This is a genomic window from Methanomassiliicoccus luminyensis B10 (assembly GCF_000308215.1).
Lineage (GTDB): Archaea > Thermoplasmatota > Thermoplasmata > Methanomassiliicoccales > Methanomassiliicoccaceae > Methanomassiliicoccus > Methanomassiliicoccus luminyensis.
In genome coordinates this window covers 88,233-107,928 of record NZ_CAJE01000013.1, presented here as the reverse complement: position 1 = coordinate 107,928, position 19,696 = coordinate 88,233, and the positions used below count along the sequence as shown (strand labels likewise).

Genomic DNA, 19,696 nt, shown 5'->3' with positions numbered 1-19,696 from the left:
CAACGCCCGCTGCATTCGGCTGGCTCCTGCCCGCAAGGGGCAACGAGCACCGTGCGATGCGTTAGGCGGCCTGCTCACAGGGGCGCGCTCAATGCCTTTCCCACATGCTGTCGCCGGCATCATGCTCCTATGGGCGATGTTCGGGACCAGAGTATCGGAACTTCAGCCGTTTTGCTCTCAGGGAGAATGCCTTTCCTCTTGCGAGGCATCCGATGGTCCCGCGTGTCCAGTGCAATGTTGTTCTGCTGTTTTAATATGTTGCATAATATGTTGCTCTCAATCAACTTACGAAAGCCGCTGGGACTCAGACCGACCATTTCATGATCCTTTCCCAATGTGGAGAGGCGCCTCCCTGCCATCCTTTCGCATGCTTCCACAAAATGGGAATCCGGCCTAGCCAGCATGCCGGCGTGATGGCAGGATAACTTTAAATACCATAACTATTATCCGACAGGCACGCTAAACGCGCTGAGGACGTTCGACCAGACGCCATGGGCAATGCTCTAGCATCCCAATTTCCCCTCTAACTCCATTCTCGGAGGGTGGATACCGCGCCACGGTCGAAGGTGCTGACCTCGAGCAATCGAAGGGATCAGAGGCGCAAGCACAGAGAGTGGATTCTCTCAAAAAACGAGAGGGAGAATCATGCCAAACAAGAGACGTCCAAAGAAAGGCTCGAAAGCATATTCGCCGAGAAAGCGAGCAGTAAGCCAGACACCCAGGTTAGACTCCTGGCCCGAGATCAGCGAAGGCCCTAAGCTTCAGGACTTCGCGGGCTATAAGGCGGGCATGACCCACGCGTTCGTGGTGGACTTCCGCAAGAGCAGCCTCACCACCGGGCAGGAGATTCAGGTCCCCGTGACCGTTCTGGAGGTGCCTCCGATGAAGGTCGCCGCGGTCAGGGTCTATGAGAACACCCGCTATGGGCTCAAGACCGCCGGGGAAGTCTGGGCACCCAGCGTCGACGAGGCGCTGAAGAGGAAGCTGCCCATACCCAAGAACTACGACTTCGAGAAGGCCTGGACAGAGCTCAACAAGAATGACATCGAGGATGTCCGCGTGCTCACCTATACCCAGCCAAAGCTCATCACCGGCGTCCCCAAGAAGGTCCCTGACCTCATGGAGACCCGCGTCGGCGGTGGTTCCCTCGAACAGAGGCTGGAGTACGCCAAGGGGCTCCTGGGAAAGGATATCACCGTCACCGAGTTCGCCAAGGACGGCGCCATCATCGATGTTGCCGCCGTCACCAAGGGAAAGGGGTTCCAGGGCGCCATCAAGAGGTGGGGCGTCAAGCTGCTCTCCCACAAGAACTCCAAGCACCGCAGGATGGTAGGCAACCTGGGTCCCAAGAGGCCCGGCTTCGTCAGGCCCACCGTCCCGCAGGCCGGCCAGGTGGGCTACCACCAGAGGACCGAGTTCAACAAGCGCATCCTCAAGGTCGGGGAAAAGGGGGATGAGGTCAACCCCAAGGGCGGCTTCGTGCACTATGGCGCCGTCAGGGGCAGCTACGTGCTCATCCACGGCTCCGTGCCCGGACCCACCAAGAGGCTCATCCGTCTGCGCGACCCCGTGAGGCCCACCGGCGCTGTGCTTAAGGAGGCGCCCAACCTGGTATATGTATCTACTGAATCCAAGCAGGGGGCCTGAAGATCATGGCCAAGAGCAATGTTAACATATATTCCGTAAAGGGCGAGGTCGTGAAGAGCGTGGAGCTCCCCTCCGCCTTCGCCACTGAGTTCAGGCCGGACGTGATCAAGAGGGCCGCCGATGCCGAGATGGCCAACAAGCGCCAGCCCTATGGCCCCTCCCCCACGGCGGGGGTGCGACATGCTGTTTCCCAATGGGGCAAGGGCCGCGGTACCTCCAGGGTCCAGCGCCTTACCCAGGGCAACAAGGCCGCCGAGTCGCCCAACAACGTGGGCGGCCGCAGGGCCTTCCCGCCCAAGCCGGAGAAGGACTATTCCAAGAAAGTCAACCGCAAGGAGAAGACCAAGGCCAAGCTGTCCGCGCTCGCTGCCCTCAGCGACGTCGAGATGGTGAAGCTGAGAGGCCACCAGTTCGAGGACGGCATCACCCTGCCCGTGGTCGTCGAGGACGACTTCGAGAAGCTCGCCACCACCTCCGAGGTCGTGGAAGCGCTCGCCGGTATCGGCATCTCCGCCGACCTGGACCGCGCCAAGGACGGCAAGAAGGTCCGCGCTGGACGCGGCAAGATGAGGAGCAGGAAGTACAAGACCCCCCGGAGCATCCTGGTGGTCGTTTCCGCCAAGGAGGCCCCGGTGTTCATGGGCGCCAACAACCTGCCCGGCGTGGAGATAACCTCGACCGAGGGCCTGAGCGCCGGAAAGCTCGCCCCCGGCGGCGCCGCCGGGAGGCTGACGGTGTTCTCTGAGTCCGCCCTCAAGCAGGTAGGAGAGTGGTAGACATGGCCAAGAGCAACATTCTGCTCCACCCCTATGTGACGGAAAAGACGATGAACTACATGGCCGGCACTCCTACCCAGGATTTCAAGGACGGCAACAAGATCGAGTTCGTCGTGCTCAAGGAAGCGAACAAGCAGGAGATCAAGGTGGCCTTCGAGAAGCAGTTCGATGTCAAGGTCAAGAGGGTCTGGACCAAGATCACCAAGGATGGCAAGCGCGCCACGATACAGCTCGCCGAGGGCTACTCGGCAGAGGATATCGGAATGAGAATCGGAGTGTTCTGAGGGGATAGTATGGGAAAACAACTCAGACAGCAGAGAAGGGGCCAGGGCACCTCGGTGTACCGCAGCCCCGGTCACAGGCACATCGGCGACATACGGTATCCTAAGGTGGACGCCACCGCCGGAACGATCACCGACCTCATACACGCCCCCGGCAGGAGCGGACCCCTGGCAAAGATCAACTTCGCCGGCAAGAACGTCCTCATGATCGCCGCTGAGGGGATGACGGTCGGGAACGAGGTCAGCTACGGCGATTCCAACGCTGACATGTCCCCCGGCAACGTGGTGCTTCTCAGCAAGGTCCCCGAGGGCAGCTATATCTACAACATCGAGGGCAAGCCCGGCGACGGCGGCAAGTTCGTCCGCGCCGCGGGCACCTCTGCAACCCTGGTCAGCAGGGGCGACAGGGTCGTTGTCCTAATGCCCTCCGGGTCGTTCAAGACCTTCGACCCCCGCTGCCGCGCCTCGGTAGGCGTGGTCGCAGGAGGCGGTCAGAAGGAGAAGCCCTTCGGAAAGTCGGGGAACAAGTTCCACGCCTACCGGAGCAAGAGCAAGGCTTACTTCAAGGTCAAAGGTGTAGCCATGAACCCCGTCAACCACCCCCACGGTGGTGGCGGTCACCCGCACGTCGGCAAGCCCAGCACCGTCAGCAGGAACGCGTCGCCCGGTCGTAAGGTCGGCCGTCTCTCGCCCAAGCGGAGGAAGTGATCTAGATGGCAAAGGAGAAGATTGGCGGCCAGAAGGCCGCGAGAAGGAAGCAGCGGAAGAAGAAGGGCGGCATAACCGCCCGCAGGAAGAAGGAGTTCACCTTCCGCGGCTTCACCATGGAGGAGCTGCTGGAGATGCCCTTCGACGAGATGGTCACCTTGCTCCCGAGCAGGACCAGAAGGACGCTTACCCGCGGGATGAACGACGAGCAGAAGACCGCCTTCGAGACCATCAAGGCCGGCAAGAAGGAGGTCGTCAGGACCCACCGCCGCGATGTGCCCATAATCCCCCAGTTCGTAGGGAAGAGGGTCGCCGTATACAACGGGAAGGAGTTCTTCGAGTTCGAGATCAAGCCCGAGATGATCGGGCACTTCACCGGGGAGTTCAGCATGACCAGGCACGAAGTGAAGCACTCTGGACCGGGCGTCGGTGCCACCAGGGGTTCCAAGTTCCTGCCGCTTAAGTAAGGTGGTAACATGGCTGGATACACTCAATACACTGATCCGGACAAGACCTCCAGGGCCATCGGGAAGGAGATGCCCATCTCCCCCAAGGACTCCCGCGAGGTGTGCCGCATGCTGAGAGGCCGCAAGGTCTCCATGGCCATCAAGATGCTCGAGGAGGTCATAGATGCCAAGAGGCCGGTGCCCTTCGCCCGCTATAACACGGGCGTGGCGCACAAGCCCGGCGTCGGACCTGGCCGCTACCCCAAGAAGTCGGCGGAAGCGATCCTCAAGGTCATCGAGAGCGCCAAGCATAACGCCGAGTACAAGGGCCTTGACTCCGAGAACATGAAGGTCAAGGTCATCACCGCCAACCTGGGACGCGTCATCCCCGGGTACATGCCCCGCGCCTACGGCAGGAGCACCCAATGGAACCAGCAGACGGTGAACATCGAGGTCATCCTAGAGGAGGTACAGTAATATGGCAAGCGAAAGGAAGTTCATCGCCGAGAACACCCGGCGGGTCCTCCTCAAGGAATACCTTATGAAGGAAGTGACCAGAGCTGGGTTCGGCGGATTGGACGTGCAGAGGACCCCCATGGGGACCAGGGTCACGCTCGTCACCGAGCGCCCCGGGATCGTCATCGGCCGCCGCGGTGCCGCAATCAAGAACCTGACCCGCGCCATCGAGGAGGATTTCAAGTTCGACAACCCCCAGGTGGAGGTCCAGGAAGTAGAGAACCCCAACCTCAACGCCCAGATCATGGCCGAGAAGCTGGCCTTCGCCCTGGAGAGGGGCTGGCACTTCCGCCGCGCCGGGCACTCCACCATCAGGAGGGTCATGGACAACGGCGCCAGGGGCTGCCACATCATCATAGCCGGCAAGCTCACTGGGCAGAGGCACAGGACCGAGAAGTTCAAGGAGGGCTACATCAAGTTCTGCGGCGAGCCCAAGCTGAAGGACGTCGACAAGGGCTACGCCGTGGCGAAGCTCAAGCCCGGCGTCATCGGCGTCACCGTCGAGATCATGCGCCCTACCGCCAAGCTGCCTGACGAGATCGACGTCACCGCTCCGGCGGAAGCGGTCGAGAAGTTCCCTGACCTCGCTCCCATGATGGAGAAGAAGGATGACTTCTCGCCGGTGGAGACGAAACCCGTCGAGGAGGCGCCCGCTGAGGAAGCCGAGCCCGAGATCACCGAGGCCAAGGAGGGTGAGCAGTAATGGCCCTTCTCAGGACCTCGGAGATCAGGGAGATGCCCGTCGAGGACCGCGCCAAGAAGCTGCGCGAGCTCCGCGACGAGCTCATGCACGAGAGGGGGACCGCCGCCATGGGCGGCGCTCCCACCAACCCCGGGAAGATCAGGGCCCTCAGGACGAACATCGCTAGGATCGAGACCATCCAGAAGGAGGAGGAGAAGCACTAATGGCTGAGATCTGTCCGGTATGTGGACTGCCCAAAGAGCTGTGCATGTGCGAAGAGATCGCCCGTGAGCAGCAGACCGTAAGGATCAGCACCGACAGCAGGCGCTATGGCAAGATCGTCACCGTGGTCGAAGGGATCGACGAGAACGACATCGACATGGACGACCTGGCCAAGAAATTGAAAAGCAAGTGCGCTGCCGGAGGTACGGCCAAAGAAGGCCGCATCGAGCTGCAGGGCGACCACAAGAAGAAGGTCAAAGAGGTCCTCGAACAGATGGGCTTCAAGACGGATGTTAGATGAACGTGAACAAGAGGGATTTCATGCGCTCGGAACTCATAGGCTTGGAGGTTCAGGTCCATTCGACCACCCGGGGGAGCGAGGACTTCAGCGGGGTAGTGAAGGATGAGACCAAGAACACCTTCGTCATACGCAAGGGGGACCGCGAGGTCACCGTGCCCAAGCCCTACCACGAGTTCATGTTCACATACCAGGGCGAAATGGTCCTAATTCATGGTTCGGAGATCCAGCACCGACCTGAGGATCGGATTAAGAAGATTAGGTGATCCCAATGGCTAACGAAGTCAAGGATATCGGAATCGATGTTAAAGTTCCCGAGACCACCTGCACCGATAAGCACTGCCCCTTCCACGGGGAGCTTTCGGTGAAGGGTCAGACCATCGAGGGAGTGGTCATCTCCACTAAGATGGACAAGACCGCGGTGGTCGAGAAGAACTACCTGAAATATCAGCAGAAGTACGAGAGATACGAGAAGAGGACGAGCCACTACTCAGTGCACAACCCTCCCTGCTTGGGAGTGAAGGCCGGCGACCAGGTTACTATCATGGAATGCCGCCCGCTGAGCAAGACCGTCTCCTTCGTGATCGTCGAGAAGAGGTGAACGTGATGAAGGGAGTCGCTGGCAGACAGACGCGCGGTGTCCACACGGGGACCGTGCTCAACGTTATCGACAACACGGGAGCCAAGACGATCGCGATCATCACCGTGCCCGGGTACCACGGCACCAACCGCCGGTACCCCAGCGCCGGTGTTGGGGACATAGTGATCGCGTCCGTGAAAAAGGGCACCCCGGAGATGAGGCGGCAGGTCGTTTACGCGATCGTGGTCCGCCAGCGCAGGCCGTTCAGGCGCGCTGACGGGGTCATGGTCTCTTTCGAGGACAACGCCGCGGTGATCACCACCGAAGAGGGCGAGACCAAGGGGACGGACATAAAGGGACCTGTGGCGAGGGAAGCGGCGGAGAGGTGGCCCCGCATAGCGGCGACCGCCTCGACGATCATCTGAAGGTGAGAAAATGGTAGAGAGCAAGAAAGCAAGGAAGCAGAGAAAGGCCTTCTACAACGCTCCCGTCCACGTCCGGAGGAAGATGGTGGCCTCCCACTTGAGCGACGACCTGCGCAAGGAGTACAAGGTGCGGTCCACTCAGGTCATAAAGGGGGACACCGTGAAGGTCATGCGCGGTGACGAGGACATCAACGGTGTCGAAGGCAGGGTCACCGAGGTCATCACCAAGACCGGTAGGGTCGTGGTCGAGGGCGTCACCACCGCCAAGGCGGACGGGACCCAGGTGGCCAGACCCGTGCACGCGTCCAAGGTCATGATAATGAAGCTGGACCTTTCCGACGGCAAGCGGAAGGATAAGCTCACCAAGGCCAAGGAGGTTTCACAATGAGCAACGAAATGAAGAGACTGACCGCGCCCCGCAGCTGGCCGGTCAAGAGGAAGACCTCGGCCTGGATCACCAAGCCCTCCCCCGGCGCTCACGCCATCGAGGAGAGCATCCCGGTCAACGTGGTGCTTCGCGACCTGCTGCACCTGTGCCAGACGGCCCAGGAGGTCAGGCAGATGCTGCACGACAAGCTGGTACTGGTGGACGGCAAGGTCGCCACCAACCTGAAGCAGGGCCTCGGCCTCATGGACGTGCTGTCCCTGCCCAAGATCGACACCCACTACCGCGTGGTCATGGACCGGAGGGGCAAGCTCCAGCTGGTCCAGGTCCCCGGGGCCAAGGCCTCCTGGAAGCTGTGCCGGATCGAGGACAAGACCACCGTGCCCGGCGGCAAGACCCAGCTCAACCTCCACGACGGCAGGAACATCCTGGTGGAGAAGGACGGGTACAAGACCGGGGACGTGCTCAAGATCGAGGTCCCTTCCCAGAAGATACTGGACGTTTACAGGCTGGACAAGGGCAGCATGGCCCTGATCACCTCCGGTTCCCACGTGGGCGAGACCGCCACGGTCGACGAGTACACCGTGACCCGCCTCTCCGCCGACAACCTGGTGAAGTTCACCAACGGCACCTCCACCATCAAGAGCAATGTGTTCGTCGTCGGTGCCAAGGGCTCCGAGGTCGAGCTGCCCGAGGAGGCTGCCATATGAGCGACATCATGCGGGCACCCCGCATCGAGAAGGTCGTCATCAACATCGGCGTCGGCGAGGCCGGCGAGCGCCTGAACAAGGCCCAGAAGGTCTTGAGCATGGTGGCGAAGCAGAAGCCTGTCATCACCACCGCCAAGGTCACCAACAGGGACCTGGGGGTCAGGCATGGCATGCCGATCGGCTGCAAGGTCACCCTGAGGGGCGAGACCGCCGAGGGGTTCCTCAGGAAGGCCCTGGCGATCCGCGATAACAGGGTAGCTTCCTACTCCTTCGACCCGCAGGGCAACCTGTCCTTCGGGATCTCCGACTACACTGACTTCGAGGGCATGAAGTACGACCCCGAGATCGGCATATTCGGCATGGATGTCAACGTGGTCTTCAAGAGGCCCGGTTACAGAGTGGCCAAGAGACGCATCATGGCCAAGACCGTCCCTAAGGAGCACCGCATGACCAGGGCTGAGGCCATCGGCTTCATGAAGGAGCGCTACAACGTCGAGGTGGTCGAGTGAAGACAAAGAAGGAGTTCGGAAGGAAGAAGGGCTGCCTGCGCTGCGGAAGGAAGCGGGGGATCGTGCGCCGCTATGGCATGCACGTCTGCCGGCAGTGCTTCCGTGAGATCGCACCAGAGATAGGATTCAAGAAGTACAGCTGAGGTGATGACATGCAGAGCGACCCACTTAACGACGCCATGTCGACCATCAAGAACGCGGCCTCAGTCGGCAAGAACGAATGCATGATCCGCCCGTCCTCGAAGCTCATCGGACGCGTGCTCAAGGTCATGCAGGAATACGGCTACATCAACCAGTTCGAGTTCGTCGAGGACGGAAAGGCCGGCGTGTTCAAGGTAAGGATACAGGGCAAGATAAACGATTGCGGCGTGATAAAGCCGAGATACTCGGTTCAGAAGAATGATCTGGAGAAGTTCGAATCCAGATACCTACCCGCTCAGGACTTCGGAGTGCTCATACTGACGACCACCGAGGGCGTCGTGAGCCATGCCAAGGCCAAGGAGCTTGGGGTGGGCGGAAAGCTTCTGGCCTACGTGTACTGAGGGGAACGAGATGACACTTAGCGGACTGATCGAAGAGAAGGTGGCCATACCCGAGAAGGTCACAGTCACCGTCGAAGGCAGCAAGGTCACCGTCAAAGGCCCCAAGGGTACCCTGGTCAGGGACTTCTACAATCCCAAGACCAAGGTGTCCAAGGACGGCGACCACGTGGTGGTGAGCTGCGAGCTCCCCCGCGTGAAGGACAAGGCCATGGTAGGCACCTTCGCTGCGCACATCAATAACATGATAGAGGGCGTGACCGTGGGGTTCGAGTACGAGATGAAGATCGTCTACTCCCACTTCCCCATGAAGACCGCCGTGAAGGGAGACAAGTTCCTCATCGAGAACTTCCTCGGTGAGAGGGCCCCCCGCGTGGCCAAGATCATGGGCGACACCAAGATCCAGGTGAAGGGCAATGAGGTGTCCCTCACCGGCATCGACATCGAGGCCGTGAGCCAGACCGCCGCCAACATCGAGAGGGCGACCCACATCTGGGGATACGATCCCAGGGTGTTCCAGGACGGCATATACATCACCACCAAAGCCAAGAAGGTGAGCCAATGAGCAAGGCCAAGAAGGAACAGATCGACCAGCTGGAGGACCTTCCCAACTACAAGGCGGAGTTCACCGCCCAGCTCAAGGACATGGGCATCGAGTCCCTGCCCCAGCTGAAAGCGGCTCTCGCCGACAGGTCCCAATCCAAGAAGATCCAGGAGGAACTCAGCGGCGTCGGGCCGAAGACCGTCTCCACCTGGAAGTCCCTTCTGAAGGACACCGGGGAGACGGCCATCGTCCCCGCCGAGGGGAAGAAGCTGGCCAAGGCCAAGAAGGAGAAGGCCGAGGTCGAGATAGTGGAGCCTGCGGCCGAGGTCGTGGAAGAGGGCGGCTACGTGGTGAAGAAGAAGCCCGAGCTGGATGCCGATACCAAGAAGCTCCTGGCCCTCAGGTACGACATGAGCCATGACCGCATCGCCTTCCTCAGGCAGGAGTGGTTCCGCTTCCCCCGCCTGGGCGAGAAGTGGAGGCGCCCCCGCGGCATGCACAGCAAGATGCGCCGCCACGTTCAGTACAGGCCGAACGTCGTGAGCATCGGATATCGCGGACCGAAGCAGGTCCGCGGGCTGCACCCCTCCGGGTTCCAGGAGGTCATGGTGTTCAACGCCGACCAGCTCGACTCCGTGGACCCCAAGGTGCAGGCCGTCAGGATCGGCAGCAGCGTCGGGTTCAAGAAGAGGCAGGTCATCGAGAAGAAGGCCGACGAGCTGGGCATTCGTGTCTTGAACAGGACGGGATGAAAATGGACCTTAAGAACCAGAAGCGTATGGCGGCCGAGATCCTGGGATGCGGTCAGAACCGCGTGTGGATCGACCCCAACCGGATCGAGGACCTCGCCGACGCCATCACCAGGGCGGACATCCGCACAGCTATAGAGTCCGGCACCATAAGGGCGGCGCCCAAGCAGGGCATCTCTCGCGGCCGGACCAGGCACAACCTCGCCCAGCGCAGGAAGGGAAGGCAGCGCGGGCCCGGCAGCAGGAAGGGAAGGGCCGGCGCCAGGTCCCCCACCAAGAGGGACTGGATCCAGACCATACGCCCCATCCGCTCCGAGCTGCGGGAGCTGCGCGACTCCGGCAAGATCTCCAAGACGGTCTACCGGGAGTTCTACATGAAGGCCAAGGGCGGCGTGTTCAAGAACCGCGCCCACCTGGTCTCGCACCTCAAGGCCGACGGGCACCTGCAGGAGGGACAGTAATGGCAACGGGACCAAGGTACAGAGTACCCTTCCGCAGGAGAAGGGAGGGAAGGACCGACTACAGATACAGGCAGCGCCTGCTCCGCTCTCGGGTCCCGAGGGCGGTAGTGCGCCTGTCGCTCAAGAACGCGAACGTCCAGTTCATCGCCTACGACGAGAAGGGCGACCAGATCCTGGCCGCGGCCACCTCCAAGGAGCTCCCCGAGCTCGGATGGACCGCCGCGACCGGGAACCTGCCCGCCGCCTACCTCACCGGCTACTTGGCCGGCAAGAGGGCCGCCAAGAGCGGGGTCGAGGAAGCGGTGCTGGATATAGGCCAGAAGGTGCCGGCGAAGGGCTCCAATGTCTTCGCCGCCCTGAAGGGCATGCTCGATGCGGGCATTGAGATACCCCACGGCGAGGATGTCATCCCTGCCGAGGCCAGGCTCAAGGGCCAGCACATCGACGGGAATATCGAGAAGATGATTGAGGACGTCAAGAGCCGGATGGAGGCTGAGTAAGATGGCAGAATGGGTTCCGAAAACTAGGCTGGGCAAGATGGTCCTGAGCGGTGAGGTCACCACCATGAGCCAGGCCCTGGCCACCAAGCTCCCCCTGAGGGAGCCCGAGATAGTCGACATCCTCCTCCCCGAGCTGAAGGACGAGGTCATCGACCTCAACATGGTCCAGAGGATGACCGACTCCGGCCGCAGGGTGCGCTTTGCGGTCACCTGCGCGGTCGGCAACGGCGACGGGTTCGTCGGCCTCGGCCGCGCCAAGGGAAAGGAGGTCGGCCCGACCATACGCAAGGCGATCGACAATGCCAAGCTGGAAATGATCGAGATCAAGAGGGGTTGCGGCTCCTGGGAATGCGGGTGCGGTCAAGCTCACTCGCTCCCCATGGCTGTGGTGGGCAAGTGCGGGTCCGTGGAAGTGACCCTCCGACCAGCCCCCCGCGGCATCGGGCTGGCCATCGGCGACGTTGCCAAGAGCATCGTCAGCCTGGCCGGGGTCAAGGACTCCTGGGGCTTCGCCCGCGGGCACACCAAGACCACCGTCAACTACGCCCTGGCCACCTTCGACGCCCTCAAGCGCACCTCTGAGCTGAGAGTAACGGAGGAGCAGGAGAAGCGCCTCAGGATCATCAGTGGTCCCACCAGGGTCCACGTTGCCGGCGCGCCCGTGGAGGGCGACGCCGAAGCGCTGAAGGAAGCGTGATTGAGATGGCATTCGCGGTAATCAGGGTTCGCGGACACAGGAAGATCAACAAGGACATCGAGGACACCATGTGCATGCTCCGCCTCACCCGCGTGAACCACTGCGTGGTGATACCTGAGAACGATGTCATGAAAGGCATGCTCCAGAAGGCCAAGGACTTCATCACCTGGGGAGAGGTTTCGGACGAGACCCTCGCCAAGATGATTAGGACCCGCGGCCGCCTCATGGGGGACAAGCCCATCGACGACGCGTACGTGGGAGCGAACTCCTCGTACCCTTCGGTGGACGCGTTCGCCCAGAGCGTGGTGAAGGATGAGGTGAAGTACTCCGAGCTGAAGGACGTGAAGCCGCTGTTCCGGCTGCACCCCCCAAAGCAGGGGTACGAGGCCGTGAAGAAGGACCTCAAGACCCACGGGTCCCTGGGGTACCGGGGCGAGAGGATAAACGCCCTCATCGACAAGATGCTGTGAGGTGGATGAGATGGTAAGCAGAACTAACAAGTTCAGAGGCTCCCGGACGCACGGACGCGGCAAGAAGAGCGGTAGAGGCGCCGGCAAGATGGGAGGCCACGGCAACGCCGGTCTCCACAAGCATAAGACCATCAGCGTGCTCAAGTACGACCCCATGCACTTCGGCCGTCACGGCTTCAAGCGCCCCCAGAAGGTCGTCTCCGCCAAGATAACTCTTAACGTAGGGGATCTGGACGAGAGAATGGAGGACCTCATGAAGCAAGGGTTCGCCGTGAAGCAAGAGGGTAAAATAAAAATCAACCTAGCCAATATGGGCGTCGACAAACTCCTTGGATTCGGAAAGGTAGCAAACCCCTTCGATATAGTGGTCGCCGAGACCTCTGCCCGGGCCAAAGAAAAGCTCGAGGCGGCAGGGGGCTCGGTGACCCAGCCGTAATTGGCTTCATGTGATGATCATGGCCGACGAACACAAGAGCATGCTGTACAAGTTGAAACCTCTGACGGAGAGGCTCCCCGCGGTCAAGCGTCCGGAAGGGCACGTGCACTTCCGGACCAAGATCATGTGGGTCATCCTGATGCTGGTCTTCTACTTCGTGATGACCAACGTATACCTCTACGGGCTGGACCAGGAAAGTGTCGTTGACCTATTCGGTCCGTACCGTGCTATCCTGGCTGGGGCTCAGGGCTCCCTAATGCATCTGGGCATCGGGCCGATAGTCACGGCGTCGATCATCATGCAGCTGTTCGTCGGCGCGAAGATCATCAAGCTGGACCTCACCAACGATGAGGACAAGGCCGTGTACCAGGGAACCCAGAAGTTCCTGGTGCTGGTCATGATCCTGATCGAGGCCGTGCCTCAGGTGTTCGGCTACCTGGTGCCCTCGGGCGCCTTCGTGAGCAACCTGAACGGCCTGGTGGGCGACTCGGGGATGATCAATGGAACGAGCCTTGCACAGGCGGTGCTGATACTGCAGCTGTTCATCGGCTCGTACCTGGTGTTCCTGATGGACGAAGTGGTGTCCAAATGGGGGGTGGGCAGCGGCATATCGCTGTTCATCGCCGCCGGCGTAGCTCAGGCCCTCTTCACTGGTACCCTGAACTGGTACCCCGCGGACGCCAGCTCCGCGACCAGCCTGGACAATCCGCCGGTGGGTACCATCCCCAAAACCTTCTATTTCCTGTTCAACATGTCAGCGGCGTCGCTGGCCAGCGGAGGCTATGAGCAGATATTGCTCAGTCCGCCCAACCCCATGGTCGCGCTCATCGGGACGATAGCGATCTTCCTGTTCGTGGCGTACATAGAGTCGGCAAGGATCGAGTTGCCGCTGTCGCACGGTACGGCCAGGGGAGCGAGGGGACGCTACCCCATCAAGTTGCTGTACGCTTCCAACATCCCGGTCATCCTGATGGCCGCGGTGCTGGCGAACGTGGCGATGTTCTCGCTGCTGCTGTACACCAACCCCACCCTGTCGCAGATACCGCTCATCGGAGGGAACCCCATGCTCGGTTCCTTCTCGGCGGGGTCCTCGACCCCCACGGGAGGACTGGCATGGTATCTTTCCACGCCGCAGGGGCTTTCGAGCTGGCTGTTGCCAATGCTCGATCCCGTCACGTACTCATCGTACGTGTTCGGCCATAGCTCCCTGCAGATCTTGGCAAAAGTATTGATCTACTTCACGGTGATGGTGCTGGGCTCGGTGGTCTTCGCCAAGTTCTGGATAATGACCACCAACATGGGGCCGGAAGCGGTGGCTCGCCAGATCGAGTCCTCCGGCCTGCAGATCCCCGGGTTCAGGCGCGACCCCAGGGTGCTGAAGAGAGTGTTGGAGAGGTACATCCCCGTGGTCACGGTGATATCCGGTGCGCTGGTGGGCGCCCTCGCCGCCGGCGCCGACCTCATAGGTACGGTCGGGAACGCGTCCGGTACCGGTGTCCTGCTGGCAGTGGGCATACTGATCCAGTTCTATGAGGCGCTGGGCCGTGAGCAGATGATGGAGATGCACCCCATGCTGAGGGGCTTCTTCGGAGGTGACTGAGAATGGAAGGAACTACTCCGTTGCCGGCAAGGCCGGCCCCTGATGCAAAGAAGCAGGCCAGCACGTTCGTGACGATATTCGTCTTCATATTCGCCATGTTCGTGATGTTCGACCAGGGCCTCCGCCGCTGGCTCGGCGAGATCGCCGGGCTGGCCCTCCAGCCCACCGTGGGCCTGGGCGGCGAGTATCCCGTGGTCACGCTGTTCCTCGCGGGCATCGTGATGGTCGGGCTGACCACCATCATCCGTCACTTCTTCACCGATTACATCGGGCAGGCCGAGAGCCAGAAGATAGTGTCCTCCTTCAACAAGGAGCTGCGCCAGGCCCGGGTGGAGAACAACAAGTACAAGATGAAGAAGCTGGTCGAGCAGCAGCAGAACATCATGACCAAGTCCATGGAAATGTCCACCACCCAGATGAAGCTGATGCCGCTGACCATGATCGTCATCATTCCCGTGTTCGCCTGGCTTGATGTGTTCATACACGGCTTCAATCCGGCCGCCATAGTGCATCTGCCGTGGGCCTTCTCGGTGTCGCTGACCGCGTCGACGGTGCTCCCGCACTGGATCTTGCTGTACTCGCTCATCAGCATACCCTTCAGCCAGGTGCTCATGCGCGCCCTCCGCTACTTCGAGTTCAGGAAGAGGCTGAACGAGATCAAGGCGGAAAGCGCATGAGAATAACCATCAGCGGCCCCCCCGGCTCCGGCAAGACCACCGTCTGCAGGATGCTGGGGGAACGCCTCCATCTGGAGGTCGTGATCTCCGGGAACATCTTCCGGCAGATGGCCAAGGACCGTGGCATGTCCCTCGGCGATTTCGGGAGGATGTGCGAGGAGGACCCCGAGGTGGACAGGCTTCTCGATGACCGGATGGTGGAGATCGCCCGGGGCAGCGAGGGCGTCATCCTGGAAGGGAGGCTTACCGCTCACATGCTCACCCGGAACGGCATCCCTGCGCTCCGGGTGCTCCTGGACGCAGACGTCGACGTCCGCGCCGCCAGGGTCGCCGAGCGCGAGGGCGGCGATCCTGCCCGGCGCAAGCAGGAGATCCTTGCCCGGGAGGCCTGCGAGGCCAAGCGGTACCTTTCATTCTACAATATCGATATCGGCGATCGCGCGATATATGACCTCGTCATCGACACTACCCGCCTGTCCCCGGAAGAGGTCGCTTCGGGCATAGTCGAGGCCGCGGAGGCGCTGGATGGCTAAGATGCTCGTCCGCGACAAGGCGCCCCTGGAGCTGAAGGCGGGGAAGCGGCCTTCGGAAAGGAGCATCGAGGAGCTGCTCGACGCCGGCATGATCATCATGGACAAGCCCCAGGGGCCCACCTCGCACCAGGCCACCGCGTGGGTGCGGGAGATCCTGCACACCGAGAAGATCGGCCACGGAGGGACGCTGGACCCCAAGGTGTCCGGTGTGCTGCCCGTCGCTACCGGGCGCGCTGTTCGAGCCCTCAATCTCGTTCTCAGGTCCGACAAGGAGTACGTCTGCCTGATGCGGCTGCACCGCGACCGCAAGGAGGAGGATATCCGCAAGGTCATCGCCTCCTTCGTCGGGAGGATCTACCAGACCCCCCCGGTCCGCTCCGCCGTCAAAAGGCAGATGCGCATTCGGACCATCCACTCCATCAATGTGCTGGAGGTCCGGGGCCGGGACGTGCTGTTCCGGGTGCGCTGCGATGCCGGGACGTACATACGCACTCTGTGCGTGGACATCGGAGACGCTTTGGGGGTGGGGGCGAGCATGGAGGACCTGCGGAGGACGCGCTCCGGGGACATGATCGAGGACAGGGCCGTCACCCTGCAGGACATCAAGGACGCCTACGTGATGTGGAAAGAGGACGGCGACGACTCTTGGCTGCGCAGCATGGTCCTGCCCTTCGAGGTGCTGTTCGACCCGCTGCCGAAGGTCGTGCTCAAGGACAGCGCGGTGGACGCGGTAGCGCACGGCGCGGACCTCGCGGTGGTGGGCGTGGTACAGGTCGACGGCTCCGTGCAAAAGGAGACGGTGGTGGCGATGTTCACCGCCAAGGGGGAGGCCGTGGCGGTGGGCACCGCCAAGATGGCCGCCGAGGAGATGACCAGGGCCAAGGACGGGGTGGCCGTCTCCACCGACCGGGTGTACATGCTCCCCGGCACCTATCCGAAGATGTGGTGACCCCTCGGGCGACCCAATGTTTATAGCGGACCTCCGGAAAGGCGTTGAACAGGTTCGCCGCATCTGTTTTATATCTCGCCCCGAACGAACATATTCGCCGTGCGGACCATGTAACTCTCCGCCGATTTCTAGGGCAAGGGCTCATCGTCCCGGTCCGATGATAGGAGGAGTTGAGTGTCTTGGCATTGGAAAAAAGCAAGGTAAAGAAGGTCCTGAGCTACCGCTGGGCGGTGTTCGGGATACTGGCGTTCGCCTACTTCTTCGTGTACTTCCACCGGGTGTCCCCGGCGGTGGTATCGACAGATCTTCAGGGAAGCTTTGGGGTAGGCGCGGCGTCCATCGCCCTGTTGAGCTCGGCGTACTTCTACGCATATACTATAATGCAGCTCCCGTCTGGATTACTGACAGACAGCTGGGGGCCGCGGAAGACGGTAGGCGTCTTCACCATGGTCGCCGCGATCGGCGCCATAATGACCGGCATCGCCACCACCTTCGTGATGGTCATCGCCGGCAGGCTGCTGATCGGGGTGGGGGTGGCAATGGTGTACATCCCCATCATGAAGATCCTGGCCACCTGGTACCGCAAGAACGAGTTCGCGTCCCTCAGCGGCATATTGTTGGCCGTGGGCAACATCGGCGCCCTCAGCGCCGCCGGCCCCCTGGCCCTAATGTCGGATGCCCTGGGATGGCAGCAGGTGTTCATCATCCTGGGCGTGATCTCAGTGGTCCTCGCGGTAGTGGCCTGGGTGATCACCAGGGACCGCCCCCAGGACATGGGCCTTCCGTCCATCCAGGAGGTAGAGGCGGAAGAGAAGGGGGAGCCGATCCCCGAGGCAAAGCAGGTGGAGAAGATCCCTATGGTGAAGGCCCTCAAGATGACCTTCGGGGCAGGCATGAAATTCTGGCCCCTGGCGATCTGGTTCTTCTTCATGTACGGCAGCATCATGGTCTATCAGGGACTGTGGGCGGGGCCGTTCTTCAACGACGTGCTGGGATGGGACAAGGCCACCTACGGCATGGTGCTGACCTTCATCGGCATCGGCATGATCGTCGGGTGCCCTCTGGCTGGTTTCATATCTGACAAGGTCCTGAAGTCCCGCAAGAAGGTGCTGATCATCGGCACGGTGGTCTACACCATCACCTGGGCGGTCATCTGGCTCACTGCCGGGCACATCACCAGCACGGTGGCCTACATGGCCATCAACTTCGTGTTCGGCTTCTTCGGGGGCTTCTTCGTGGTAAGCTACGCCCAGATCAAGGAGCTGTTCCCCATAGCCATAGTGGGGACCACCACTGCCGCCCTGAACATATTCCCCTTCGCCGGCGGGGCCATCCTGCAGCAGATCTCGGGCCTGATGCTCATCGACCGCACCCTGGGGTCATACCAGACCATCTGGCTGTTCATGTTCGTGTGCATGCTTATCGCCACCGTGGCCGCCTTCCTGTCCAAGGAGAAGGAACGCGTTCCGGTGACGGTCCCCGTGGACGCGGACAAGAAGGGACAGGCCTCGGGCTGAGGTCAAAACGCTATCTGAGGGCCCTGTGCCCTCGTTCCTTTGCTCATAGTTCGACGGAAGTGATCACATGACAACGACAGTTGCAAGACCCAAAGACGAGAGCGGAGTGACGATGCGGGAACGCATGCTCCGTGCTCTGGCGTGCAAGGAGAACGACCGTCCCCCGGTGGCCGGGATGACCACGTCGGGGACCGTCCAGCTCATGGATTATGCCAATGCGGCGTGGCCAGAGGTTCATACCGACGCGGTGAAGATGTCCCGCCTGGCCCTGGCGGCATACCCCTACCTGGGCCTGGAGTCGGCCCGGGTGCCGTACTGCCTCAGCTACGAGGCCGAGGCCCTGGGGTGCAACGTTTTCCTGGGGACCAAGAACAGCACCCCCATGGTGAAATCGCACCCCTACAAGGACAATTTCGACGCGGACCTGGTGCTGCCGAAGCGGTCGGAGATACCCAGGATCGCCCGGAACAAGGTGATCCTGGACGCCGCCAGGATGATGAAGGAGGGAGCGGGGGACCGCCCCACTATCGTGGGAGTTACCGGCCCCTTCACCATCGCCGGGCACCTGGTGGGAACGGAGAACCTCCTGCTGTGGGTGCTCACCGACCCGGAGCTGGTGCACAAGTTCGTCAAGTTCGCGGCGACCTACGAGAAGGAATGGCTCAAGATCGTAGACAAGCTGGGGGTCGACATCGTCCAGATGAGCGAGCCCTCCGCCTCCTTGGACATGATCTCCCCGGAGTCGTTCCGGGAGTTCGCTCTGCCGTACATACAGGAGACGTTCAGCGGCATGGAGCACACCAAGAAGGTGCTGCACATCTGCGGCAACATGGTCGACGGGCTGGAGAACATGATCGCCACCGGCGCGGACGGGCTGTCCATCGAGGAGAAGAGCGACCCGTATCGATCGGTCAAGCTGGTGGACAGCCGGGCCGCCCTTATCGGGAACGTCGGAGTGGTCCGCCCCCTGCTGCAGGGAACCCCTGAACAGGTCCGGGAGATGGCCCTGAAGTCCGTGGACGCCGGCTTCAACGTCATCTCCGCCGGGTGCGGCCTGTCGGCCATGATCAGCCGGGACAACATCGCGGCCATGGTCGATATGGTGAAGAACCTGCCCAAGAAGTGGTAATCCTCCGTGACGGGGCGCGAAACCCACCTTTCCTCCCGCCCCGTCGAAACTTTTTCTTAGGAACGAGTGAGATAATCCCCCAGGACCTTGCGCTCGGCCCGCCTCAGCACGATATTGAGAGTGGACTTGGAGCATTTGACCTGGGTGGCCAGCTCGTCCAGGGTGGTCCTCTGGGGTATGTCGTAGAAACCCATGTCGAAGGCCAGGAGGAGCGCCTGTTTCTGCCGGAAGGTGAGGGCGCTGCTGGAGCCGCGCTCATGGGTGCTGTGAACGATCACGTTCCTCCCGGTCTCCCTGAGCGCTCCGATGAGCCGGCCGATGGAGCCGCTATCCGGCCCCACCACGCTCCACGTCACCGTGCCGTCCTCCTTGAGGCTGCAGGACTCCAGGAAGCATTGGGAGCTGGTGAACAGATGGCAGATGGCGCAGTCGCGGTTGGAGACCATGGCGATATAGTCCCCCGGCGCGGTCTTGGACAGCTCCACCGAGCACCACCCCCCGACCCGGTCCTGGATGTTGGCGAGCTCGGCCTCGCACAGTTCATGAGGTCCCTGGACCCTTACCAGGCTGTAGCCGGAGCGCGGTCCCACCGGAGCGCATCGCAACACGTTCACATCCATTCCGCACTTGGCCAGATGAGGAAGGAAGTTGCTGCAGATGTGCTCATTGACCATCTTGTACGAGAGAACCACGCGTCTCATCTCATCCTC

At 61.5% G+C, this 19,696-nt stretch carries 31 protein-coding genes; 30 read left to right on the top strand and 1 reads right to left on the bottom strand.

The features are described from left to right. The first annotated feature begins 645 nt into the window (after positions 1 to 645). From WYS_RS07385 to WYS_RS07240, 30 genes are all read left to right on the top strand, one after another. Positions 646 to 1,647 (top strand): 50S ribosomal protein L3, encoded by a 1,002-nt coding sequence (locus WYS_RS07385; RefSeq protein ID WP_026068922.1) that lies wholly within the window; start codon positions 646 to 648, stop codon positions 1,645 to 1,647. Positions 1,648 to 1,652: 5 nt separating this feature from the next. Then, entirely contained in the window at positions 1,653 to 2,423 is a 771-nt protein-coding gene (rpl4p, locus tag WYS_RS07380) for a 50S ribosomal protein L4 (protein WP_019177530.1), read from the top strand. Positions 2,424 to 2,425: 2 nt separating this feature from the next. Beyond that, positions 2,426 to 2,707, top strand: coding sequence for a 50S ribosomal protein L23 (gene rplW / locus WYS_RS07375; protein ID WP_026068921.1), 282 nt, complete (start codon positions 2,426 to 2,428; stop codon positions 2,705 to 2,707). A gap of 9 nt (positions 2,708 to 2,716) precedes the next feature. Further along, the gene (locus WYS_RS07370; protein ID WP_019177528.1) at positions 2,717 to 3,412 is read left to right on the top strand and encodes a 50S ribosomal protein L2; all 696 of its coding nucleotides are present in this window, start codon (positions 2,717 to 2,719) and stop codon (positions 3,410 to 3,412) included. A 5-nt stretch (positions 3,413 to 3,417) separates the two neighbouring features. Then, entirely contained in the window at positions 3,418 to 3,879 is a 462-nt protein-coding gene (locus WYS_RS07365; protein WP_019177527.1) for a 30S ribosomal protein S19, read from the top strand. Positions 3,880 to 3,888: 9 nt separating this feature from the next. Further along, on the top strand, positions 3,889 to 4,335 hold the full coding sequence (locus WYS_RS07360) for a 50S ribosomal protein L22 (protein WP_019177526.1): 447 nt from the start codon (positions 3,889 to 3,891) through the stop codon (positions 4,333 to 4,335). Position 4,336: 1 nt separating this feature from the next. Beyond that, on the top strand, positions 4,337 to 5,077 hold the full coding sequence (locus tag WYS_RS07355; protein ID WP_019177525.1) for a 30S ribosomal protein S3: 741 nt from the start codon (positions 4,337 to 4,339) through the stop codon (positions 5,075 to 5,077). Then, positions 5,077 to 5,280 carry a 50S ribosomal protein L29 gene (gene rpmC / locus WYS_RS07350; protein ID WP_019177524.1) on the top strand — a complete coding sequence of 68 codons (204 nt, stop codon included), beginning with the start codon at positions 5,077 to 5,079 and terminating at the stop codon, positions 5,278 to 5,280. The genes WYS_RS07355 and rpmC overlap by 1 nt, the downstream gene beginning before the upstream one ends. Then, positions 5,280 to 5,579, top strand: a complete 300-nt coding sequence (gene yciH, locus WYS_RS07345) for a stress response translation initiation inhibitor YciH (protein ID WP_026068920.1) — start codon at positions 5,280 to 5,282, stop codon at positions 5,577 to 5,579. Before rpmC ends, yciH begins: the two co-directional genes overlap by 1 nt. Next, positions 5,576 to 5,842, top strand: coding sequence for a ribonuclease P protein component 1 (locus WYS_RS07340; protein WP_019177522.1), 267 nt, complete (start codon positions 5,576 to 5,578; stop codon positions 5,840 to 5,842). The genes yciH and WYS_RS07340 overlap by 4 nt, the downstream gene beginning before the upstream one ends. A 5-nt stretch (positions 5,843 to 5,847) precedes the next feature. Next, complete coding sequence (locus WYS_RS07335) at positions 5,848 to 6,177, top strand: 30S ribosomal protein S17 (protein WP_019177521.1); 330 nt, start codon at positions 5,848 to 5,850, stop codon at positions 6,175 to 6,177. Positions 6,178 to 6,182: 5 nt separating this feature from the next. Then, the gene (locus WYS_RS07330) at positions 6,183 to 6,581 is read left to right on the top strand and encodes a 50S ribosomal protein L14 (protein ID WP_026068919.1); all 399 of its coding nucleotides are present in this window, start codon (positions 6,183 to 6,185) and stop codon (positions 6,579 to 6,581) included. 10 nt (positions 6,582 to 6,591) lie between these two features. Further along, entirely contained in the window at positions 6,592 to 6,969 is a 378-nt protein-coding gene (gene rplX / locus WYS_RS07325) for a 50S ribosomal protein L24 (protein WP_019177519.1), read from the top strand. Beyond that, positions 6,966 to 7,676, top strand: a complete 711-nt coding sequence (locus WYS_RS07320) for a 30S ribosomal protein S4e (RefSeq protein WP_019177518.1) — start codon at positions 6,966 to 6,968, stop codon at positions 7,674 to 7,676. The genes rplX and WYS_RS07320 overlap by 4 nt, the downstream gene beginning before the upstream one ends. Further along, positions 7,673 to 8,185 (top strand): 50S ribosomal protein L5, encoded by a 513-nt coding sequence (locus WYS_RS07315; RefSeq protein WP_026068918.1) that lies wholly within the window; start codon positions 7,673 to 7,675, stop codon positions 8,183 to 8,185. The genes WYS_RS07320 and WYS_RS07315 overlap by 4 nt, the downstream gene beginning before the upstream one ends. Continuing rightward, positions 8,182 to 8,328, top strand: coding sequence for a 30S ribosomal protein S14 (locus WYS_RS07310; RefSeq protein WP_019177516.1), 147 nt, complete (start codon positions 8,182 to 8,184; stop codon positions 8,326 to 8,328). The genes WYS_RS07315 and WYS_RS07310 overlap by 4 nt, the downstream gene beginning before the upstream one ends. A 9-nt stretch (positions 8,329 to 8,337) precedes the next feature. Then, complete coding sequence (locus WYS_RS07305; protein ID WP_019177515.1) at positions 8,338 to 8,727, top strand: 30S ribosomal protein S8; 390 nt, start codon at positions 8,338 to 8,340, stop codon at positions 8,725 to 8,727. A 10-nt stretch (positions 8,728 to 8,737) separates the two neighbouring features. Then, entirely contained in the window at positions 8,738 to 9,289 is a 552-nt protein-coding gene (locus WYS_RS07300) for a 50S ribosomal protein L6 (RefSeq protein ID WP_019177514.1), read from the top strand. After that, a complete protein-coding gene (locus WYS_RS16325; RefSeq protein WP_019177513.1) occupies positions 9,286 to 10,020 on the top strand; it encodes a 50S ribosomal protein L32e in 735 nt (244 codons plus the stop codon). Before WYS_RS07300 ends, WYS_RS16325 begins: the two co-directional genes overlap by 4 nt. After that, positions 10,017 to 10,478 (top strand): 50S ribosomal protein L19e, encoded by a 462-nt coding sequence (locus tag WYS_RS07290; RefSeq protein WP_019177512.1) that lies wholly within the window; start codon positions 10,017 to 10,019, stop codon positions 10,476 to 10,478. Before WYS_RS16325 ends, WYS_RS07290 begins: the two co-directional genes overlap by 4 nt. Next, a complete protein-coding gene (locus WYS_RS07285; protein ID WP_019177511.1) occupies positions 10,478 to 10,978 on the top strand; it encodes a 50S ribosomal protein L18 in 501 nt (166 codons plus the stop codon). The genes WYS_RS07290 and WYS_RS07285 overlap by 1 nt, the downstream gene beginning before the upstream one ends. A gap of 1 nt (position 10,979) precedes the next feature. Then, the gene (locus WYS_RS07280) at positions 10,980 to 11,675 is read left to right on the top strand and encodes a 30S ribosomal protein S5 (protein WP_049796290.1); all 696 of its coding nucleotides are present in this window, start codon (positions 10,980 to 10,982) and stop codon (positions 11,673 to 11,675) included. A 5-nt stretch (positions 11,676 to 11,680) separates the two neighbouring features. Next, entirely contained in the window at positions 11,681 to 12,145 is a 465-nt protein-coding gene (locus WYS_RS07275; protein ID WP_019177509.1) for a 50S ribosomal protein L30, read from the top strand. Between the two features lie 10 nt (positions 12,146 to 12,155). After that, entirely contained in the window at positions 12,156 to 12,581 is a 426-nt protein-coding gene (locus tag WYS_RS07270) for an uL15m family ribosomal protein (protein ID WP_019177508.1), read from the top strand. A gap of 19 nt (positions 12,582 to 12,600) precedes the next feature. After that, positions 12,601 to 14,181 carry a preprotein translocase subunit SecY gene (secY, locus tag WYS_RS07265; RefSeq protein ID WP_049796300.1) on the top strand — a complete coding sequence of 527 codons (1,581 nt, stop codon included), beginning with the start codon at positions 12,601 to 12,603 and terminating at the stop codon, positions 14,179 to 14,181. A 2-nt stretch (positions 14,182 to 14,183) separates the two neighbouring features. Further along, a complete protein-coding gene (locus WYS_RS14695) occupies positions 14,184 to 14,858 on the top strand; it encodes a DUF106 domain-containing protein (protein WP_081579892.1) in 675 nt (224 codons plus the stop codon). Further along, entirely contained in the window at positions 14,855 to 15,391 is a 537-nt protein-coding gene (gene cmk / locus WYS_RS16320; protein WP_019177505.1) for a (d)CMP kinase, read from the top strand. The genes WYS_RS14695 and cmk overlap by 4 nt, the downstream gene beginning before the upstream one ends. Then, on the top strand, positions 15,384 to 16,340 hold the full coding sequence (locus WYS_RS16315; RefSeq protein WP_019177504.1) for an RNA-guided pseudouridylation complex pseudouridine synthase subunit Cbf5: 957 nt from the start codon (positions 15,384 to 15,386) through the stop codon (positions 16,338 to 16,340). The genes cmk and WYS_RS16315 overlap by 8 nt, the downstream gene beginning before the upstream one ends. A 179-nt stretch (positions 16,341 to 16,519) precedes the next feature. Further along, positions 16,520 to 17,857 carry an MFS transporter gene (locus tag WYS_RS07245; RefSeq protein ID WP_236993872.1) on the top strand — a complete coding sequence of 446 codons (1,338 nt, stop codon included), beginning with the start codon at positions 16,520 to 16,522 and terminating at the stop codon, positions 17,855 to 17,857. Between the two features lie 67 nt (positions 17,858 to 17,924). Continuing rightward, on the top strand, positions 17,925 to 18,986 hold the full coding sequence (locus WYS_RS07240; protein ID WP_081579891.1) for an MtaA/CmuA family methyltransferase: 1,062 nt from the start codon (positions 17,925 to 17,927) through the stop codon (positions 18,984 to 18,986). A 56-nt stretch (positions 18,987 to 19,042) separates the two neighbouring features. Here WYS_RS07240 and WYS_RS07235 read toward each other — a convergent pair whose 3' ends face one another. Then, positions 19,043 to 19,687 carry a helix-turn-helix domain-containing protein gene (locus WYS_RS07235; protein WP_019177501.1) on the bottom strand — a complete coding sequence of 215 codons (645 nt, stop codon included), beginning with the start codon at positions 19,685 to 19,687 and terminating at the stop codon, positions 19,043 to 19,045. Between the last annotated feature and the right edge of the window lie 9 nt (positions 19,688 to 19,696).

Coding starts and splice junctions, on each gene's coding strand:
- WYS_RS07385 (WP_026068922.1), top strand. CDS start 646: ATGCCAAACAAGAGACGTCCAAAGAAAGGCTCGAAAGCATATTCGCCG.
- rpl4p (WP_019177530.1), top strand. CDS start 1,653: ATGGCCAAGAGCAATGTTAACATATATTCCGTAAAGGGCGAGGTCGTG.
- rplW (WP_026068921.1), top strand. CDS start 2,426: ATGGCCAAGAGCAACATTCTGCTCCACCCCTATGTGACGGAAAAGACG.
- WYS_RS07370 (WP_019177528.1), top strand. CDS start 2,717: ATGGGAAAACAACTCAGACAGCAGAGAAGGGGCCAGGGCACCTCGGTG.
- WYS_RS07365 (WP_019177527.1), top strand. CDS start 3,418: ATGGCAAAGGAGAAGATTGGCGGCCAGAAGGCCGCGAGAAGGAAGCAG.
- WYS_RS07360 (WP_019177526.1), top strand. CDS start 3,889: ATGGCTGGATACACTCAATACACTGATCCGGACAAGACCTCCAGGGCC.
- WYS_RS07355 (WP_019177525.1), top strand. CDS start 4,337: ATGGCAAGCGAAAGGAAGTTCATCGCCGAGAACACCCGGCGGGTCCTC.
- rpmC (WP_019177524.1), top strand. CDS start 5,077: ATGGCCCTTCTCAGGACCTCGGAGATCAGGGAGATGCCCGTCGAGGAC.
- yciH (WP_026068920.1), top strand. CDS start 5,280: ATGGCTGAGATCTGTCCGGTATGTGGACTGCCCAAAGAGCTGTGCATG.
- WYS_RS07340 (WP_019177522.1), top strand. CDS start 5,576: ATGAACGTGAACAAGAGGGATTTCATGCGCTCGGAACTCATAGGCTTG.
- WYS_RS07335 (WP_019177521.1), top strand. CDS start 5,848: ATGGCTAACGAAGTCAAGGATATCGGAATCGATGTTAAAGTTCCCGAG.
- WYS_RS07330 (WP_026068919.1), top strand. CDS start 6,183: ATGAAGGGAGTCGCTGGCAGACAGACGCGCGGTGTCCACACGGGGACC.
- rplX (WP_019177519.1), top strand. CDS start 6,592: ATGGTAGAGAGCAAGAAAGCAAGGAAGCAGAGAAAGGCCTTCTACAAC.
- WYS_RS07320 (WP_019177518.1), top strand. CDS start 6,966: ATGAGCAACGAAATGAAGAGACTGACCGCGCCCCGCAGCTGGCCGGTC.
- WYS_RS07315 (WP_026068918.1), top strand. CDS start 7,673: ATGAGCGACATCATGCGGGCACCCCGCATCGAGAAGGTCGTCATCAAC.
- WYS_RS07305 (WP_019177515.1), top strand. CDS start 8,338: ATGCAGAGCGACCCACTTAACGACGCCATGTCGACCATCAAGAACGCG.
- WYS_RS07300 (WP_019177514.1), top strand. CDS start 8,738: ATGACACTTAGCGGACTGATCGAAGAGAAGGTGGCCATACCCGAGAAG.
- WYS_RS16325 (WP_019177513.1), top strand. CDS start 9,286: ATGAGCAAGGCCAAGAAGGAACAGATCGACCAGCTGGAGGACCTTCCC.
- WYS_RS07290 (WP_019177512.1), top strand. CDS start 10,017: ATGAAAATGGACCTTAAGAACCAGAAGCGTATGGCGGCCGAGATCCTG.
- WYS_RS07285 (WP_019177511.1), top strand. CDS start 10,478: ATGGCAACGGGACCAAGGTACAGAGTACCCTTCCGCAGGAGAAGGGAG.
- WYS_RS07280 (WP_049796290.1), top strand. CDS start 10,980: ATGGCAGAATGGGTTCCGAAAACTAGGCTGGGCAAGATGGTCCTGAGC.
- WYS_RS07275 (WP_019177509.1), top strand. CDS start 11,681: ATGGCATTCGCGGTAATCAGGGTTCGCGGACACAGGAAGATCAACAAG.
- WYS_RS07270 (WP_019177508.1), top strand. CDS start 12,156: ATGGTAAGCAGAACTAACAAGTTCAGAGGCTCCCGGACGCACGGACGC.
- secY (WP_049796300.1), top strand. CDS start 12,601: ATGGCCGACGAACACAAGAGCATGCTGTACAAGTTGAAACCTCTGACG.
- WYS_RS14695 (WP_081579892.1), top strand. CDS start 14,184: ATGGAAGGAACTACTCCGTTGCCGGCAAGGCCGGCCCCTGATGCAAAG.
- cmk (WP_019177505.1), top strand. CDS start 14,855: ATGAGAATAACCATCAGCGGCCCCCCCGGCTCCGGCAAGACCACCGTC.
- WYS_RS16315 (WP_019177504.1), top strand. CDS start 15,384: ATGGCTAAGATGCTCGTCCGCGACAAGGCGCCCCTGGAGCTGAAGGCG.
- WYS_RS07240 (WP_081579891.1), top strand. CDS start 17,925: ATGACAACGACAGTTGCAAGACCCAAAGACGAGAGCGGAGTGACGATG.
- WYS_RS07235 (WP_019177501.1), bottom strand. CDS start 19,687: ATGAGACGCGTGGTTCTCTCGTACAAGATGGTCAATGAGCACATCTGC.